General features: G+C 35.3%; 18 protein-coding genes, 2 other RNA genes and 2 riboswitches. Of the genes, 17 read left to right on the forward strand and 3 right to left on the reverse strand.

Annotated elements, in window-relative coordinates; all coding sequences use genetic code 11:
• Positions 1–19: 19 nt before the first annotated feature.
• From ypwA to pbuX, 5 genes are all read left to right on the forward strand, one after another.
• Positions 20–1,537, forward strand: coding sequence for a carboxypeptidase (gene ypwA, locus NLJ82_RS08095; protein WP_000215095.1), 1,518 nt, complete (start codon positions 20–22; stop codon positions 1,535–1,537).
• 45 nt (positions 1,538–1,582) lie between these two features.
• Positions 1,583–2,056 (forward strand): GNAT family N-acetyltransferase, encoded by a 474-nt coding sequence (locus NLJ82_RS08100; protein WP_000456875.1) that lies wholly within the window; start codon positions 1,583–1,585, stop codon positions 2,054–2,056.
• Between the two features lie 139 nt (positions 2,057–2,195).
• Entirely contained in the window at positions 2,196–2,942 is a 747-nt protein-coding gene (locus NLJ82_RS08105; protein ID WP_000628426.1) for a type I methionyl aminopeptidase, read from the forward strand.
• Positions 2,943–3,058: 116 nt separating this feature from the next.
• Positions 3,059–3,160, forward strand: a riboswitch (purine riboswitch).
• Positions 3,161–3,267: 107 nt separating this feature from the next.
• Entirely contained in the window at positions 3,268–3,861 is a 594-nt protein-coding gene (locus NLJ82_RS08110; RefSeq protein WP_000866485.1) for a xanthine phosphoribosyltransferase, read from the forward strand.
• Positions 3,862–3,864: 3 nt separating this feature from the next.
• Positions 3,865–5,187 (forward strand): xanthine permease PbuX, encoded by a 1,323-nt coding sequence (pbuX, locus tag NLJ82_RS08115; RefSeq protein ID WP_000809226.1) that lies wholly within the window; start codon positions 3,865–3,867, stop codon positions 5,185–5,187.
• Positions 5,188–5,202: 15 nt separating this feature from the next.
• Here pbuX and NLJ82_RS08120 read toward each other — a convergent pair whose 3' ends face one another.
• A complete protein-coding gene (locus tag NLJ82_RS08120; RefSeq protein WP_000193096.1) occupies positions 5,203–6,366 on the reverse strand; it encodes a DUF418 domain-containing protein in 1,164 nt (387 codons plus the stop codon).
• A gap of 548 nt (positions 6,367–6,914) precedes the next feature.
• Between NLJ82_RS08120 and NLJ82_RS08125 the strand changes: the two genes are divergently transcribed.
• The gene (locus NLJ82_RS08125) at positions 6,915–10,574 is read left to right on the forward strand and encodes a dynamin family protein (protein ID WP_000182167.1); all 3,660 of its coding nucleotides are present in this window, start codon (positions 6,915–6,917) and stop codon (positions 10,572–10,574) included.
• A gap of 3 nt (positions 10,575–10,577) precedes the next feature.
• Here NLJ82_RS08125 and NLJ82_RS08130 read toward each other — a convergent pair whose 3' ends face one another.
• Positions 10,578–10,832 (reverse strand): DUF3931 domain-containing protein, encoded by a 255-nt coding sequence (locus tag NLJ82_RS08130; protein WP_000369737.1) that lies wholly within the window; start codon positions 10,830–10,832, stop codon positions 10,578–10,580.
• 72 nt (positions 10,833–10,904) lie between these two features.
• On the opposite strand from NLJ82_RS08130, the gene NLJ82_RS08135 reads away from it, so the two are divergent.
• The 5 genes from NLJ82_RS08135 (at position 10,905) to ssrS (NLJ82_RS08155) (ending at position 13,006) form a co-directional block, all read left to right on the forward strand.
• Positions 10,905–11,363, forward strand: a complete 459-nt coding sequence (locus NLJ82_RS08135; protein WP_000219276.1) for a GNAT family N-acetyltransferase — start codon at positions 10,905–10,907, stop codon at positions 11,361–11,363.
• A gap of 30 nt (positions 11,364–11,393) precedes the next feature.
• Positions 11,394–11,666, forward strand: coding sequence for a YpbS family protein (locus NLJ82_RS08140; RefSeq protein ID WP_000451811.1), 273 nt, complete (start codon positions 11,394–11,396; stop codon positions 11,664–11,666).
• Positions 11,667–11,668: 2 nt separating this feature from the next.
• On the forward strand, positions 11,669–12,502 hold the full coding sequence (locus NLJ82_RS08145) for a sulfurtransferase (RefSeq protein ID WP_000961781.1): 834 nt from the start codon (positions 11,669–11,671) through the stop codon (positions 12,500–12,502).
• 116 nt (positions 12,503–12,618) lie between these two features.
• Positions 12,619–12,801: non-coding RNA, 6S RNA (ssrS, locus tag NLJ82_RS08150), on the forward strand.
• A 21-nt stretch (positions 12,802–12,822) separates the two neighbouring features.
• A non-coding RNA gene (gene ssrS / locus NLJ82_RS08155) (6S RNA) lies at positions 12,823–13,006 on the forward strand.
• Between the two features lie 54 nt (positions 13,007–13,060).
• On the opposite strand, the gene NLJ82_RS08160 is transcribed toward ssrS (NLJ82_RS08155), so the two are convergent.
• On the reverse strand, positions 13,061–13,510 hold the full coding sequence (locus NLJ82_RS08160; protein WP_001235528.1) for a hypothetical protein: 450 nt from the start codon (positions 13,508–13,510) through the stop codon (positions 13,061–13,063).
• Between the two features lie 83 nt (positions 13,511–13,593).
• Here NLJ82_RS08160 and NLJ82_RS08165 point away from each other — a divergent pair, with 83 nt between their 5' ends.
• The 6 genes from NLJ82_RS08165 (at position 13,594) to NLJ82_RS08190 (ending at position 18,265) form a co-directional block, all read left to right on the forward strand.
• On the forward strand, positions 13,594–13,905 hold the full coding sequence (locus tag NLJ82_RS08165; protein WP_000169019.1) for a hypothetical protein: 312 nt from the start codon (positions 13,594–13,596) through the stop codon (positions 13,903–13,905).
• Between the two features lie 3 nt (positions 13,906–13,908).
• On the forward strand, positions 13,909–15,147 hold the full coding sequence (locus tag NLJ82_RS08170) for a glutathionylspermidine synthase family protein (RefSeq protein ID WP_000084959.1): 1,239 nt from the start codon (positions 13,909–13,911) through the stop codon (positions 15,145–15,147).
• A complete protein-coding gene (locus NLJ82_RS08175; protein ID WP_000606860.1) occupies positions 15,140–15,526 on the forward strand; it encodes a DUF350 domain-containing protein in 387 nt (128 codons plus the stop codon). The genes NLJ82_RS08170 and NLJ82_RS08175 overlap by 8 nt, the downstream gene beginning before the upstream one ends.
• 183 nt (positions 15,527–15,709) lie before the next feature.
• Positions 15,710–15,875, forward strand: a riboswitch (M-box (ykoK) riboswitch).
• Positions 15,876–16,218: 343 nt separating this feature from the next.
• Positions 16,219–16,944, forward strand: coding sequence for a P-type ATPase actuator domain-containing protein (locus NLJ82_RS08180; RefSeq protein ID WP_000964970.1), 726 nt, complete (start codon positions 16,219–16,221; stop codon positions 16,942–16,944).
• Positions 16,945–17,074: 130 nt separating this feature from the next.
• Entirely contained in the window at positions 17,075–17,941 is an 867-nt protein-coding gene (locus NLJ82_RS08185; protein ID WP_000757057.1) for a 5'-3' exonuclease, read from the forward strand.
• Positions 17,942–18,124: 183 nt separating this feature from the next.
• Positions 18,125–18,265, forward strand: a complete 141-nt coding sequence (locus NLJ82_RS08190; protein ID WP_001228040.1) for an FbpB family small basic protein — start codon at positions 18,125–18,127, stop codon at positions 18,263–18,265.
• Positions 18,266–18,444: the final 179 nt, after the last annotated feature.

An 18,444-nucleotide genomic window follows, 5' to 3' on the forward strand; every position in this document is an offset into this window, starting at 1 on the left:
AAAAGGAGGTTTTTATATAATGACAGTAGCTACATATGAAGTAGAAAAACAATTTTTAACATATGTGAAGAAGATACAAAATTACGGAGAAGCGTTAAGCTTAATGTTTTGGGACTTAAGAACAGGTGCGCCTAAAAAAGGTGTAGACCAGCGTTCAGAAGTAATTGGCATGCTTTCATCAGAAGTGTTTGCTATGTCGACTTCAGATGAAATGGGAAATTATTTAACAGAGCTTGAAGATTTAATACGTGAAGACAAGCTTTCTGAAACGACGAAGAAAATGGTGGAAGAGTGCCGTAAAGAATATGATAGAAATAAGAAAATTCCACAAGCGGAATATGAAGCGTATGTGAAATTAGAAGCGAAAGCAGAAAGTGTGTGGGAAGAAGCTCGCGAAAAATCTGATTTTGAAATGTTCCGTCCGTATTTAGAACAAATCGTTGAATTTAAAAAGAAATTTATTACATATTGGGGTTATGAAACATATAAATATAATACATTATTAGATATGTATGAGCCGGGCATTACAGTAGAAGTGTTAGACCACGTATTTGGTCAACTTCGTGAGCGTATCGTACCGCTCGTAAAAGAAATATCGGATTCGCAAAAGAGATTAAAGACAAGTGCTTTATCAGAACATTTTTCAAAAGAAAAACAAAAAAACTTTACATTAGAGCTATTAAAGCAATTAAATTATGACTTTGAAGCAGGTCGTCTTGATGAAACGGTACATCCATTCGAGATCACATTAAATAGAGGGGATGTTCGTATTACGACACGCTATGACGAAAAAGATTTCCGTATGGCTGTGTTTGGCACAATTCATGAATGTGGTCATGCTGTATATGAACAAAATATTGCAGAGAAATTTGAAGGTACACCGCTATGTAGTGGAACATCTATGGGTATTCATGAGTCACAATCATTATTCTTTGAGAACTTTATCGGTCGTAATAAATCATTCTGGAAGAAAAATTATGATTTATTAAAAGAGTATAGCGATGGTCAATTCAATGATATATCAGTAGATGAGTTTTATGATGCAATAAATGAATCGAAGCCTTCATTTATTCGCATAGAAGCAGATGAGCTTACATACCCGCTTCACGTTATGGTTCGTTATGAACTTGAGAAAGAGTTATTTGATGGCACATTACAAGTGAAGGATTTACCAGCGGCTTGGAACGATAAAATGGAAGCATATTTAGGAATTCGTCCGGCTAACGATGCACAAGGCGTATTACAAGATGTTCACTGGGCTGGTGGTTCATTTGGATACTTCCCATCTTATGCGCTTGGTTATATGTATGCAGCGCAATTTAAGCAAAGAATGGTAAAAGACATTCCGAATTTTGATGCATTATTAGAAGAAGGAAACGTAACACCAATTCGTGAATGGTTAACAGAAAACATTCACCAATACGGTAAAACGAAAAAGCCACTTGAAATTTTAGAAGATGTAACAGGTGAAGGATTGAATGCAAATTACTTAGCAGATTATTTAGAAGCGAAGTATAGAGAGATTTACGAGTTATAAAAAAGGGCTGCTTACTTGCAGCTCTTTTTTTAAGGGGATAGAAAAATGGAGTATACTTATACAGTAATGACGCAAGAAGAAGCAGAAGAAATTGCATACAACTGGCATTATGAAGGGAAATATTCCTTTTACGATATAGAGGCAGATGAAGAAGATTTAGCCGAATTTTTACAAGATGAGAGTAGAGGGGATTATACATTTTCTGTGAAGGAAAATGGCACTCTCATTGGTTATTTTACTGTTTGTAAAATAAATGATGGAACGGTTGATATAGGTCTTGGAATGAGACCTAATATAACTGGGAATGGATTTGGTTTACAGTTCATAAATGCTATACTAGCTTTTAGTAAAGAAAAATATGGATGCAAGTATATAACACTATCAGTAGCTACATTTAATAAAAGAGCGATTAAAGTGTATAAAAGGGCAGGGTTTGAAGCAGTTGGGACGTTTATACAGAAGACGAATGGTAGTTATTTTGAATTTTTGAAAATGAATTATATATGTAAAAATGATTAAAAAAACAGAAGAATCTCCTTCTGTTTTTTTATGCAGAAATAAATCTTACTATTTGTAATTGGAAGTTTTGTAATTTTGGAAGAGGATGTGTATGATTGAAGTTTAATGGTAAATAGCAAGTTTAGTAAGGAGAGACAGCATGATTACAATTAAAACGAAAAATGAAATAGATTTAATGCATGAATCTGGAAAATTACTTGCTTCATGTCACAGAGAAATTGCGAAGATAATGAAACCAGGTATTACAACAAAAGAAATTAATACGTTTGTTGAAGCGTATTTAGAAAAACATGGTGCAACGTCTGAGCAGAAAGGGTACAACGGATATCCATATGCGATATGTGCATCTGTAAACGATGAAATGTGTCATGCATTTCCGGCCGATGTTCCTTTGACTGAGGGTGATATTGTAACAATTGACATGGTAGTAAACTTAAATGGTGGTCTTTCAGATTCTGCTTGGACGTATAGAATTGGAAAAGTTTCTGATGAAGCAGAAAAGTTATTACTAGTAGCTGAGAATGCTTTGTATAAAGGCATTGAGCAGGCGATAATCGGTAATCATGTAGGAGATATTGGTTATGCGATTGAAAGTTATGTAGCTGCTGAAGGTTTTTCTGTCGCAAGAGACTTTACGGGACATGGAATCGGTAAAGAAATTCATGAAGAACCAGCAATTTTTCATTTTGGGAAGCAAGGACAAGGGCCTGAGTTACAAGAAGGAATGGTAATTACAATTGAGCCAATTGTCAATGTAGGTATGCGATATTCGAAAGTAGATTTAAATGGATGGACCGCGAGAACGATGGACGGGAAATTATCAGCTCAATATGAGCATACAATTGCGATTACAGAAGATGGACCAATCATTTTAACGAAGTTATAATTGGGAATGAAAGAGTTTACAAAACTCGAACGAAAATGATGTTTTTATAAAATTTGTACGTGTTTTATGAATAAAAGCTTTTCAAAGTATAAAAAGTGCGTTATAATCCTTCTATAAAATAAATAGTTAGCTACACTCATATAATCGCGGGGATATGGCCTGCAAGTTTCTACCGAAGTACCGTAAATACTTTGACTATGAGTGAGGACGAATATATTTGCTTGTTTAGCATTCTTTTTTGCGAAACTCCAAAAGCGCGTCTCTCACTTGTAACGAGTGGTGGCGGCTTTTGGAGTTTTTTTATTGCATAAGAGGGGGAACAAACATGAAAGTATTACAAGAAAAGATTTTGAACGAAGGAAAGGTTTTATCTGGTGATGTATTAAAGGTAGATGCATTTTTAAATCACCAAATTGATCCAGTACTTATGCAAGAAATCGGAAAAGAATTTGCTAAACGTTTTAAAGAAGAGAACATTACAAAAATCGTGACGATTGAATCTTCAGGTATTGCACCAGCAGTGATGGCTGCATTAGAGCTTGGTGTAAAAGTAATCTTTGCTAGAAAGCGTAAATCGTTAACGTTACAAGATAATATGTATGTTGCAAACGTATATTCATTTACAAAACAAGAAACCAATGAAATTTCGTTATCTCGAAATCATATTGATGAAAGTGATCGCGTTTTAATTATTGATGACTTTTTAGCAAACGGTCAGGCTGCTTTAGGTTTAATGAGCCTAGTAGAGCAAGCTGGAGCAAGTATTGCAGGAATTGGTATTGTTATTGAAAAAGCATTTCAAGATGGAGGAAAGAAGCTTCGTGAACAAGGAATTCGTGTTGAGTCACTAGCAGAAATTGCATCACTTGATAATAACGCAGTTACATTTGTACAGCAAGAAACTGCGGAGGTGAAATAAACGATGAAGCAACATCCATTTAAAATCGCATCGCTTGGTATGCAGCATATGCTTGCTATGTATGCTGGCGCAATTATCGTTCCGCTTATTGTGGGCGGCGGACTTGGTTTAAATCAAAAAGAGTTAACATATTTAGTCTCAATTGATTTATTAATGTGCGGCGTTGCGACAATTTTACAAGCATTATCAAATCGCTTTTTCGGTATTGGACTCCCAGTTGTACTAGGTTGTACATTTACAGCCGTTGGGCCGATGATTGCAATCGGAAAACAATACGGCGTATCCTCTATTTATGGAGCAATTATTGCTGCGGGGTTATTCGTTGTTATTTTTGCGAAATTATTTGGAAAGCTTGTAAAGCTGTTTCCACCTGTTGTAACAGGATCTGTCGTTACCGTAATTGGAGTTACACTTGTTCCAGCAGCAATTAATGATATGGCTGGAGGAGTAGGAAGTAAGGATTTCGGTAGTCTTGAAAATTTAGCATTAGCATTTGGTGTGTTACTATTTATTATCATTATGTATCGTTTCTTTGACGGATTTATTCGTTCAATCTCTATTTTACTAGGTCTATTGTTCGGTACAATCGTTGCAGCATTTATGGGGAAAGTAAGCTTGCAAGCGGTTGGAGAAGCGGATTGGTTCCATGGTATTCAGCCATTTTATTTCGGTACACCAACGTTTGAATTAACGCCAATTATTACGATGATTCTCGTTGCTTGCGTAGGGATTGTAGAAGCGACAGGTGTTTACTTTGCATTATCTGATATTTGCAATAAAAAGATTGGTGAAAAAGAATTAACAAAAGGGTATCGTGCAGAAGGATTAGCGATGGTGTTAGGTGGTATTTTCAACGCCTTTCCGTATACAACATACTCACAAAACGTAGGGCTTGTTCAATTAACTGGAGTAAGAAATCGCGTGATTATTTACACGTGTGGTGGTATGTTAATCGTTCTTGGATTCATTCCAAAAATCGCAGCTATTACAACAATCATTCCGAAATCAGTACTTGGCGGTGCGATGTTAGCGATGTTCGGTATGGTAATGGCATATGGTATTAAAATGTTAAGTAGCGTTGATTTTGGAAGACAAGAAAATTTATTAATCGTTGCATGTTCTGTTGGGATCGGACTAGGAGTTACTGTCGTTCCTACATTATTCTCACAACTTCCAGAAAGCATTCGTATTTTAACAGATAACGGAATCGTACTAGGAAGTGCGTCAGCAGTCCTTTTAAATATCGTATTTAATATGGTGCCGCAGCGTAAAGTGAAAGTAAAGGATGAACCAGTTCCGATACAAAGTGCGGTAAGAGAAGCATAAAAAAGCAAGGTCTCACTATGAGACCTTGCTTTTCTTTTTAAGTGGCATCATCTTTCCGTACGTACCAAGGCGCCATATATACTCAAGTGGTCCGTATTGGTAACGTGACAGCCACCAGCGGCTAATAAAGATTTGCAGCGTGTAGAAACCGATGCAAAATAGTGGTCCTACCCATAATGGAGCAAGATAATCATTTTTGAACAATATTCCGAATACAAGCAACGTAACAATTGTATGCGAGATATAATTTGTTAATGCCATTCGACCAACGTACTGGAACGGACGTAATATCTTTTGCCATTTTTCTTTTTGTAATAAACGCATGAGCGTGAAAATGTAGAATATGAATAATGTCTTTCCGCTTATCATCGTAATACCCATAAGTGAAAATGGTGTGTATAGTTGATTGTTCATAAAGTAGTAAACCATAATAAACCACATCGGTAATGTTAAAACAAACATAATAATTTGCCATTTCTTTAGTTTTGGATCTAATTCTTTCGCACGGCGGAAAATATCTTTTTTACCGGCATATAATCCGAGTAAAAACAATCCTAGTGTTTCAGGAAGCATAATAAGACTATTACTTATTGCTTCAGAGTAGAAAGAATAGAATCGGTCTGTGATTTGTAAGCCCCAGTTTTCTAACGGCATAATTGCTGTGGAAAGGCCTAACTCCTCTACTGGCACGATTAACATGACAAGAGAACCTAATAATGTGAACAATTGCATGAAACTTAATAGTACAATTGACCATATTAAAATAGTACGTGGCTTTCTTTTGTAAAATAAAAATAAGAAAAACCCGGTAATTGCATAAGTATGTAAAATGTCTCCGTCCCATAAAAGAACGTAATGTAAGAAACCAAATAATAATAAAATAAGTAAGCGACGAACAAATAAAGTTTTTGGTCGATCTGTTTTCGCTTCAGCACGAGTCATAAAAATGTAAAATCCTAGGCCGAATAAAAACGAAAAGATAGTATAAAACTTTGTTTGAATAAACATATCGTAAAATAGACGGATATAGCTATCTAGCCCCTCGTAAACTCCTGTAATATCACGTGAGTCAATCCCGGCGATAACAGGCCAGTTCACAAGAAAAATACCAAGTACAGCTATTCCTCTAATAATATCGATCGAGTGTATCCTCTCGCCTTGTGAAATATTTTGTGTCATTATTTTCCTCCTTGTTAAGTAATTCCCTTTTATTATACAAAATGTAAGATGGGGGGTATAGGGTGGATTTCCATTTTTTTTAACTATTAAGTTATGTAAGATGAGATATAATAAGAGTGCACAACAAGTTTTAATCTTCTTCAAAACAGGCAGTAAAGCTCCTTCTTATAAGGGGCTTTCTTTATGAAAAGTGTTGATAATGATTCTCTTTAATGATAAAATGTATTCAAAAGTGATAATCATTATCAAAAAAAGGTTGGTGCACGAGTATGGTATATGCATTAGTAGCAGGTACAGTCGCTGTATATGCAGTTATTGCAAAGTATGTTTTAAATGGAGTAGGAACGGCAAAATGAGTGATATTACATAAAATCCCTTTCATTTGTAAAAAGAATGAAAGGGATTTTTTATTTTTAATGAGAATATGCTGAAAATTTAGTATGATAGTAAAGTGAAACGGTAATCATGAGGGATGTATCTCCTGTTGATTATGTGCTCGCAAATAGCGGGGAAAAGTATATACATCTTGGATAAAGGGGAACAAGGGGATGACAAACATAGTACAGACAAACGGTATGAAAAAACTTGTTTGTTTTTATGAAGAGTGGCAAAAACACGGCGATGCAGAGAATAGCTTAAAGTTGTTTGAAGTAATTCAAAAATATAAACGAGAGCAGCTTATGATAGCATTCTGCGGTCACTTCTCAGCAGGGAAATCAACGATGATGAATCATCTATATAAAGCGCAGTTGTTACCGACAAGTCCAATTCCGACAAGCGCTAACGTCGTTAAAATTGAAAAGGGGTCTGATCGTGTTGTTGTAACGATTAAATCTGGAGAGCAGTACGAATATGACGGTGCATATTCAGCAGAAGAATTAAAACAAATTTGTAAAGATGGCGATGAGGTAATTGGTGTTCATATTTATCGAAATGATGCGCCAATTCCAGAAGGTGTTATGTTAGTTGATACACCAGGGATTGATTCAACAGATGATGCCCATCAACTAGCAACAGAATCAACGCTGCATCTAGCAGACGTAATTTTTTATATGATGGATTATAATCACGTCCAATCGGAAGTGAATTTACAATTTGTTAAAGAATTGAAACAACGTAATAAAACGGTTTATCTCGTTGTAAATCAAATAGATAAACATAAAGAAAATGAATTATCGTTTGCGGATTATAGAGATAGTGTAAAACAATCATTCTCTAACTGGGATATTGAAGTAGATGGAGTTTATTATACATCATTACGAATGATGAACCATCCACATAATGAAATTGAAAACCTAGAAACGTTAATTACTTCTATTATGAAAGAAAAAGAGCAGTATGTAAGAGATGGAATGGAGCGAGAAACAGAATATTTAATGAGGGAACATTTCTCGTTTATTCTTTCTGAAAATGAAAAAGCTCTTTTGAAATATGAGGAAGAGTTAGCATCACCGCTTTCCATTTCGGAAATAGTTGAAAAGAAAGAAGAGCTAACGGAAATGAAACATCGCGAGGCTAATAAAGAGTCTCAAATGAGAAATGAATTTATAAAAGGCTTACAAGCTATATTAGATAACGCGTATTTAATGCCATTTGAAATGAGAGAATTGGCAAATGCGTACTTAGAAACGAAATTAACAAAATTTAAAGTTGGTTTGCTATTTGCGAAAGGAAAGACTGAGCAAGAAAAACAGAGACGTTTAGATGCTTTTTATGCTGCTTTGCAAAAGACTGTCGAAACGCAACTTGATTTTCATGTGAAAGAATTTATTGTTGCCTTCTTAAAAGAAGAAGGGGTGTTTACAGAAGAGATTGGGAAAGACATATATGATTTAGAAATTGCTTTTGGACCAGAAATGTTGGCAGAAGTAATTAAACAAGGTGCAGGTTTCACAGGTGATTACTTACTTCTTTATGCAGCGGATGTAGCGAATGAATTAAAGAAACGTTATTTTACAAAAGCACAGCAAATTTTTGATAAAAGTGCAGTCGTTTTAAAGCAAAAGGTAAAAGAAGCAGTTGATCGTATTGAAGAAGAGATTGAAACATATACGATGTTGCAAACGGCGAAAGAAACGAAATTGCAATACAGTAACAATTTGGAGGCATATGAAGGCTATTTACAAAATGTTTGGCATGATCGTGTTGCTACACCAGAAGGGTTGCAAATAGAAGAGATATTGCAAAGTAAAAAACAAATTGTTAGTGAGAAATTCACACTACAAGAGCAGGAAATTGTAAATGATAACGTAGCGGCTCGTGAGGAAGAGATAAAAGGAACGGCAGCTTTAAATATTCAGCGTATATTAGAGAAGGTGAAGAAAGCTGAAACGATATTAGAGCCATTGCCAGCGCTAAAACATGTACAGCAAGAGGTAATAGAAAAAAGGCGCCGTGTGGAAACGAAACAATTTACAGTAGCATTATTTGGAGCTTTTAGTGCTGGGAAATCATCATTTGCCAATGCATTGCTTGGTGAGAAAGTACTTCCAGTGTCACCAAATCCGACGACGGCAACGATTAATCAAATTTTGCCAGTTACAGAGGAAAAACCACACGGAACAGTAATGGTTCAATTTAAATCAAAGCAAGCCTTATTAGAAGATATGAAAGCTGTTTATAAGCTGTTTCATTATGAGATTACTACGTTAGATGAAGCGTTAGCACAGATTGATAAAGTTATGAAATACCCTTCACCAACTGGGAAGCAAAAAACAACATTTAGCTTTTTACGAGCAGTACAAAAAGGGTATGATACAGTTTCTGCACATTTAGGCGAGAAAGTACAAGTTACATTAGAAGAGTTTTCTGATTATGTAGCGAATGAAGAAAAATCTTGTTTTGTTGAGTACATGGAGCTTTATTATGATTGTACATTAACAAGGCAAGGAGTAGCGCTTGTAGATACACCTGGAGCGGATTCTATTAACGCCCGCCATACAGACGTTGCGTTCCAGTATATTAAAAACGCAGATGCTATTTTGTTTGTCACGTATTATAATCACGTGTTCTCTCGTGCTGACCGTGAATTTTTAATTCAGCTTGGTCGTGTAAAGGATACTTTTGCTCTTGATAAAATGTTCTTCTTAATTAATGCGGCCGATTTAGCAGAGTCTGAAGAAGAACTTGAAATGGTAAAAGGTTATATCGCAGACCAGCTACTACAATACGGTATTAGAAATCCACGTTTATTTGCAATTTCAAGTTTATGTGCGCTTGAAGAGAAACAAGGAAAAAATATTGAGAAAGAGAAGTACGGTATTTTACAAAACTCTGGGATTGCTAAGTTCGAGGAATCATTTACATCCTTTATGATGAGAGATTTAATGCTCGTATCTGTTCATGCTTTATATGGTGCATTGCAAGGGGCAGATCAGCTGTTAGTAAATATGATAAATGGTGCAAAGCAGGGGAATGAAGAGAAAGAGAAGCAAACGAAAAAATATGAAGCAGAGCGTGATCAACTACTTCATATTATTTCATCATATAGTGTGCTTGCTGAAGAACAGGCGATGCAAAATGAAGTGAAAGAATTGCTTTATTACGTGCAACAACGTCTATTCCTACGTTATAACGATGTGTTTACTGAATTTATTAATCCAGCATCGCTTCGAACGGATGGAAATGTGAAAGTGCAGTTGCAGCAGTGTGTTATGGAATTAGTAGCATTTATTCAGCATGATTTATTACAAGAAATGCGTGCGACATCATTACGCCTTGAAAGATGGATAGATGAAGCGATGAAGCGTGCAAAGAATGAAATTGTGGTGAACTGTAAAGTAGAAAATGAATCAATTTCTATGAATGGAACAGTGGAATATGAATATAAAGATATTACACATAAAGAACCGTTCCCTTCAGTTGAAATAAAAGATTTCAAAAAAGCATTGGCACACTTTAAAAATGAGAAAAGCTTTTTTGAAAAGAATGACAAAGCCTTTATGCAAGAAGACGCTAAATCTGTATTAGAACCTCTCGTATCAAACTATGTAGCTGATGAAAAAGATTTATTTGTTCATCATTATAAGCAAGAGTGGGATTTGAAATGGAACTTATTCCAAAAAGTGATGCAGCAAGATGTGATGAATTATTATGAAAGTGTATTATTTGCATTGGCTGAAACGATTGATGTATCACTATATGAACAAAGTAAAGAACAATTGCAAAAGCAATTAGTAGAGATTGAAAAAGAAATGTATGTGATGTAGTCGTTATGAGAAAAAGATTCGTTCGATTTTCTTTTGTAATACCGTATCTAAAGATTTGACAAATCCAGCAAATTCATCGGTAGAAATCATATGAGTAAGAACGAGTCGTCTGCCGTCTGGTGTTTCACCGCATAAGACGAATGAAGAAAATTCATATGTTTTGTTTTCGACTACTAATTTTGGATGGGAATACGTGTCGCTCTTCTTCTTCTTTCCATCAATAGAGATGACGTTGCATTTTTTCTCATTGTTGTCCATGGTGAATCCCTCCTTTCTATTACTTATGGTAGACAAGGAGGGTTTAGAACAATAGAGAAGGGGGAATTTTTTATGACTGTTGTAATAGAACGTATTTCAAAAGAAGCTATACCGAAGTCTTTATTACTACTTGCTGATCCGAGTGAACAGCAAGTAGCTACATATGTACAAAGAGGGGTAACATACGTAGCTAAGCAAGAAGATAATGTAATCGGTGTATATGTGATTTTGGAAACAAGGCCGAAGACGATGGAAATTATGAATATTGCGGTTGTAGAGCATTTGCAAGGAAAAGGGATTGGAAAGAAGTTATTAAGTCATGCTATAGAAACTGCTAAAGGATATGGTATGTCAAAACTTGAAGTTGGTACAGGCAATTCAAGTGTTTCACAACTTGCTTTCTATCAAAAATGTGGATTTCGTATTTTTTCTATTGATTTTGATTACTTTTCGAAGCATTATGAAGAAGAGATTATTGAAAATGGGATTGTATGCCGTGATATGATTCGGCTTGCAATGGAATTGAATTAGAACGTATAACTTATTTAGGGGGAAGAGAAGATGGAAGTACATAAAGCAATTACAGCACATTCTCGTAAACAAAATGAAAGTGTAAAAGCATGTTTACAATTAGATGCGCAGCGTGAAGCAGCTATTGAAGCAGCCGTATCTCTTGCGTCAAATGGGAAAGAATTTTCGGTTGATGTCATTAATGTTGTAACGAAGCAAATTAATGCTCTTGCAAAAAATGGTGTTACACTAGAGCGTAAATATGTTACAAAAGAAATGGTTATGGAGTATGTAAGTCGTTTGAAAGAGAAAGAAGGTCGTTAAAGATGTTAGTTACAGTCGAATGGTTACGTGAGCATATAGAAGATGAGAACGTCCGTATAATCGATTGTCGTTTTGATTTAGCGAATCCTAATTGGGGTAGAGAAAAGTATGAGGAGGAACATATTCCTCATGCATTATATTTTGATTTGAATGTAGATTTATCAAGTCCTATAACAGAACATGGTGGTCGCCACCCGTTACCAAATATTGAGGAGTTTGCAGACAAGCTGTCGCGAGCTGGTATTGATGAACATACGACAGTGATTGCATATGACAGTGAAGCGGGTGCAAATGCTTCTCGTCTTTGGTGGTTATTAAACTATGTAGGACATGAGAAAGTATATATATTAGATGGTGGATTTCCAGCATGGAAAGAGAATGGACTACCGGTAACAACAGAAATTTCTGTTGCTAAACGAAAAGCATTCAAAGCAAATGTACAAAATCATATGCTTGTAACGATGGAAACGGTGAGAGAGAATATCTATGCAGGTGCAGATGTTACGTTAATTGATTCTAGAGAGCCAAAACGTTATGCTGGTGTAGAGGAACTTGTTGATCCGAAAGCAGGACACATTCCAACAGCAGTAAATTATTTTTGGAAGGATGGAATGCTGCAATCAGGACAATTTAAGAATGAAGCTCAGCAACAAGAACGATTCCAAAACCTTTCGAAAGATAAGGAAACAATTGTATATTGTGGTTCTGGCGTTACAGCATGTCCAAATATCGTTGCATTGAAATTAGCTGGATTCCAAAATGTTAAATTGTATGCAGGTAGCTGGAGTGATTGGATTTCTTATCCAGAAAATCAAATTGCAAAAGAAGAAGATTAATCACTTGCATGCAAAAATAATTTGTATTAAAATAAGGTCACAAGCAAGAGATTGCTCGAAAAACTTTGTATTTTACACATTGGAAACAATGTGATAATATAACGACAAGTAAATAATACATCCTGCGGTGTACGTAACTTATTTATGTCTAAAACCGATGTTAGTTATACGGAAGCTCAATATTTAGTGACCATCATCAAGCCTTCCTTGTGGAGGAAGATGTACGGTAACTGTGAGGGCATCCACCTGCGAGTAGCGGGTTTTTGGACATTTACGAGGAGCGGCACGTGCGGGGGTCTTATTTCAACTAACATTATATAAAATTCCTACGGTGTACGTAGCTTATGCATGTCTTAAACCAATAAGTTTAATATGGAAGTTCAATATTTAAATGTAGCTAACATGCCATCTTTTTAAGAAGGAAGTTACAAACATTTGTGAGAGCATCCACCTGTGAGAGCAGGTTTATGGACATCTAGAGAGAACGGCATATGTGGGGCTATATAAAAACCTTACGTTTTATACGTAAGGTTTTTTTGTTGTATACATATATCCATGTTATCTTGATTCACCTGTGAAGTTTCCGTAATAAATATAGCATTTTCTGTCTTCATCAATTTCTCTTGAATCTAAAGTAAATTCCATATGCATGCCGTCTTGTTGAATATATATAATATCTGAATGCAGATATGGCAAGATTTCTTCATAGTTCCATACATCTTTACTTTCAATCAAGTTTGAACTTGTATCCTTTAGCTCTCTAATTTCAAAACCGATGTGGAAGTAAGTAGGATCTGAAGGATCGTTAGAGAAAGTTTCTTGTTGAATATATATAACTGCTGTTCCGTCTGGATCTACTGAGGTTGCAGTGACAACATATGTATTTTTATCTTTTATAAAATATTCACAAGTCATGCGTGCAATGGTTTCAGAATTAGAAATATTTGCATAGTTCCATAAAGCTGGATACCCTTTCGTTTCATCATTAAGTCGGTATTCTAAGCGCATTTCATCACTCTTCTTCCTTTTTCTTCTACTTTATCATGCCATCCTATATAATAGGAATAGAATTTAAAAAGGGGAGTGCGAAGGTGACAAAAACGAAATGGTTAGTAGGTGGTGTCGTAACGTCTTTAATGACTGGCACCTTATTTGGCTGCGCACAAGATCTTCCCCCAAAACCGAATGATAAAAGTTGTGCAGATTGGGATTGGGATGATGAAATTGGGGTATGGCAGTGTGATGATAGTAGTTCAGGATATCGTGGGCATTATTTCTATGGCGGGAGATACTATCAAAATAAATCCACTTTCAAAAATTCATCGGCGTTTAAATCTTATCAATCGTCTGCGGAATTTAAAGGTGGAATTGGAAGCGGTTCAAAGGGAGGATTTGGGGGCTAACATATGTCGCAATACATAAGGGATCGAAAAGAGTTTTATTCAAAATATCAGGATTTCTGGTCGGATTTATATGAATGTGAGTATAGTTTGTTTCATGTTTTTCCTATAACAAATGAGACTATGAAACAATTACAAGTTGCAACTGAACGAATGGGGAAAATATTTTTTAAGACTGCTAGACTTTTGCGTAATTTAAGTGACGAACAGCTTCTTGAACTTGGATTTCCCCCCGCAAGCTTATCGTTCATTAGAATGAAAGGATTATATCCTGAATCTGTTATTTCACGATTTGATTTCGTTTTAACAGGCGATAACCAAATTAAAATGCTTGAGTTTAATAGTGATACACCTACCTTTATTATGGAATGCTTTCAAATGAATGGGGAAGTTTGTAAAAAGCTAGGTTATGATGATCCAAACTTAGGCCAAGAGCGATTGCTATCCTCTGGTGTTACAAAAGCTGTAATGGAAGCGACAAAGGGAATAGACAACCCAAATGTTGTTTTTACAGCGCATCATGAGCATATTGAGGATTGGAATACGACTATGTATTTAAGTCAGTTATGCCGTGTTGAAAATAAAGTCGTGCCAATGTCAGAACTTAGAATTACAAAAGATTCTTTAGTGGATAGGGATGGAGTGCAAATTGATGTTTTATATCGTCAAACATATCCGATAGAAGATTTAATTGAGGATCAAGATCCTGAAACAGGGGATTTGGTAGGTGTGGAGTTGTTACAACTCGTAAAAGCCGGAAAGCTTTTTATTATAAATCCTTTGTCAGCATTTTTACTTCAGCCTAAATCAGTTCAATGTCTTATTTGGGGATTAGCAGAAGAAGAGGTCTTTTATACAAATGAGGAACGACAGTGGATTAAAGAATATATGTTACCTACATATTTAGAACCAGATTTATTTTTAGGAAAAGGTTCTTTCGTTCGAAAACCTTCATTTGGTAGAGAGGGAGACACGATTACCATTCGTGATAAGGACGAAAATATTATGATTCAAAATGCACACCAAACGTATAAAGCGTCACTGCCGATATTTCAAAAGTATACAGAACTTCCAGTCGTAACTTTGGAAACAGAGAAAGGGATGGAGAAACTGTCGTATGTGTTTGGTTCGTTTTTAATTGCAGGAAAAGCAAGTAGTATCGGTATTCGTGCTGGTGAAAAAATTACGGGGAATGAATCGTACTATTTACCAGTAGGTATAAACAAGGAGGAAGTATATGATTAATTTTTTATTATATTTAGCAGTAACACTTGGTCTTTTATGCATAGGTCTTTTCCTGATGGAAGTGACAACGAAAGTAAAAGAATTTAAGTTAATGGCCCAAGGGAATAAGGCAGTAAGCTATGTACTTGGAGGGCGATTACTTGGGTTAGCTATTGTTTTATATTCAACAGCAGCTAATTCCATTTCACTTCTTGATATGGTTTCGTGGGGAGCGGTTGGGATTTTGGCTCAAATTATCGTCTTTTATTTAGCTGAGTGGCTTACACCACGCTTTAATATAAATAAAAGTCTTGAAGAAGATAATCAAGCGGTCGGTCTTTTTCTTATGTTTTTATCGCTTTCAATTGGGATTGTAATTGCTGGTTGTATAACTTATTAAAAACTTTACGTTTAAACGTAAGGTTTTTATTTTTACTAATTTTAAAATATGTGCTTCATTCATTTGATACGTAGAAAGAGAACTAGTATGTATATGAGAGGGAGTTGTTGTAATAAGGAAAAGATTCCATTCAAGGTGTTGACATCTATTTTAAATAAGAGTAACATTTTCTATGTAATAAAAATAAGTCTCTGTTAGGTGAGGCTCCTGTATAGAGAAATGCTACTGCCCAAAAATGTCGAGAGACGCCAATGGGTCAACAGGAATGATCGAATTAAGGTTTTTCTTAACGTAGCTGGTAATGTACCTATGCTATACAGTGCTAAAACTCGGCGAGGGAGAGGTCCGTAGATTTCTAATTGTATTAGGAATCGTTTATTTGTGTATGTCATGGCCTTTACTCTTTTCGGAGTAAGGGTCTTTTTGTTACAAAGCTATGAGTAATTTCATAGTATAAACTATAAAATAAAACGAGGAGGTGAGGAGCATGTCAAATTCTGACTCGGTTCCGTTACCCATATACTTCAAATCAAAAATATATGATGTAGGCAGGAAACGACTTGTTCCTCCCTCTATATTTATCATCATGTAGCGTTTATATGTATGTTTAGGCGCTAGACACTTTCACCGTAAAGTGGATAAATTGAGAAACAAAGCGTTTCTTCCTACGTTGTAAAGGAGGAGACGATAATATGTTATATGCAAACAAAACTGTGGGTAACACGTCATATAAATTAAGCAAAAAATCAATGAAAGAACAAACGATGCTTCAAAAAAATAAAGATTTATTAATTGAAATCGCAACGAGAGATGTAAAATCTGTATTTGCGTATTTTAAAACAACAAGAGATGGATTGTCTATGAAAGAGGCACAAAAACGTATTCAAGTATACGGCCGAAATGAATTAACTTCAAAAAGAGCTCGTATTGCAGAAGTGATGATGAAGCTAGGTGGAATGATCCCAGGTTTTTCAAAACAACATGTGAGAGATGGATTACAATGTGAGAAGATTACTGTGTCTCGAGTAGAATGTTCTAGTGTAACAGGTTTAAACGGTGAATTAAAAATGATGGATTTGCCAGTACAAGAGCTTGTTCCAGGAGATATGATTTTCCTTTCAGAAGGTGATACAGTACCAGCAGATGTACGTATCATTTATGCAAATGATCTATTAGTAAATGAATCTGTGCTAACAGGAAACGATGCAAGTGTTGAGAAATTTGAAAGTTGCTATCATCTTGAACGCAAACGATTTATTCCTTTGAAAAGAATGAAAGACTATAATCCACTTGAACTTGAAAATGTATGTTTCAAAGGGACGTATATTGTTAGTGGAAATGCAAAAGCTGTAGTAGTTTCAACTGGGAAAAATACGTATACAGGGATTCTTCATACTTGTTGTAGTAAAACGTCTTAATGTGTAAATGATGCTAAATATACAAAAACAATGTATAATAGACAAAGTTGAAAAACGTAGAATGGTAATCTATTTATATAACCTTACGTGATGACGTGGGGTTATTATTTTTTTGGGTAGGAGAGGAATTATGAAAAAAGTATTATTAGTTGATGGTATGGCACTATTATTTCGTGCTTTTTATGCAACAAGTGTCTACGGGCAGTTTATGAAACGACAAGATGGTACCCCTACAAACGGGATTCATGGTTATATGAAACATTTATTAACGGCAATGCAAGCAATTGAACCGACACACATCGTAACATGCTGGGATATGGGAAGTACAACATTTAGAACAGAGTCGTTCTCAAATTATAAAGCGAATCGTGCAGCGCCACCTGAAGAATTAATTCCGCAATTTGATCTAGTGCAAGAAATGACTGTAAAATTATCTGTTCCAGTTATCGGCATGAAAGGGTATGAAGCGGATGATTGTATCGGTACACTAGCAAAACAATACTGCAATGAAGCGGAAGTTTATATTTTAACAGGTGATACGGATTTACTTCAACTTGTTGATAAGAACGTTACAGTTATGCTTCTGCGCAAAGGAATTGGAAATTACGAGTATTACACACCGGAGAAAATTATGGAAGAAAAAGGTGTAGAACCGTGGCAAATCGTGCATGCGAAAGCTTTCATGGGAGATACGAGCGATAATTACCCAGGTGTAAAAGGTATCGGTGAAAAAACAGCGTATAAGCTTATTCAAGAACATGGTACAGTAGCAACTGTACTAGAAAATGTGGCAGCATTAACGAAAGCGCAACGTACGAAGATCGAAAGTGATTTAGAGAATTTAAATATTTCATTACAATTAGCGCAAATTCATTGTGAAGTTCCTATTTCATGTTCACTAGAAGAAGGATTACACACAATAGATGAAGAAAAATTACGATTCGTTTGTGAAGAAATGAATTGGGGAAGACCTGAAATATTAATCAATATGCTATAAGTACTAGGAAGACCGGTTAAAAGTAAAATGAATCGGTCTTCCTTTTTTGTTCACAAAGTTGTCAGAAAATAAACGTAATTTTCATGTAAAGTTCAAATGGAATTCACAACAATCAATTATTATAAGACAAACAGATAAATACTTATCTTTTATATAAACCATCCCCCAAGGAGGACAATGAAAATGAGAAAAAAAGTAAGAAAATCCTTTAAACAATTATTAATAGAAAATAAACAATTACTATTAAGTAATAAAGAAAATATGAAAGAAATTGAGGAACGAATTGAGAAACGACATGTAGCATATGGTGTAGGAAACAATTGAACGAAAAACTATTGAACCTTAAAACAGAATGAATTCAAAAAAATACCTCCAGTTGAATTTGCATTTGTAGTTTGTAAATTCAGGTGGTATTTTTCATGTCTACTGTAATTAGACACGTTATATAATTTTAAAACTTTTACTAGGAGAAGATTGTTTTTATAGCTAAAAAGTTTGAATTT

Origin of the sequence: Bacillus paranthracis (genome assembly GCF_024296885.1) — a bacterium.
Lineage (GTDB): Bacteria > Bacillota > Bacilli > Bacillales > Bacillaceae_G > Bacillus_A > Bacillus_A paranthracis.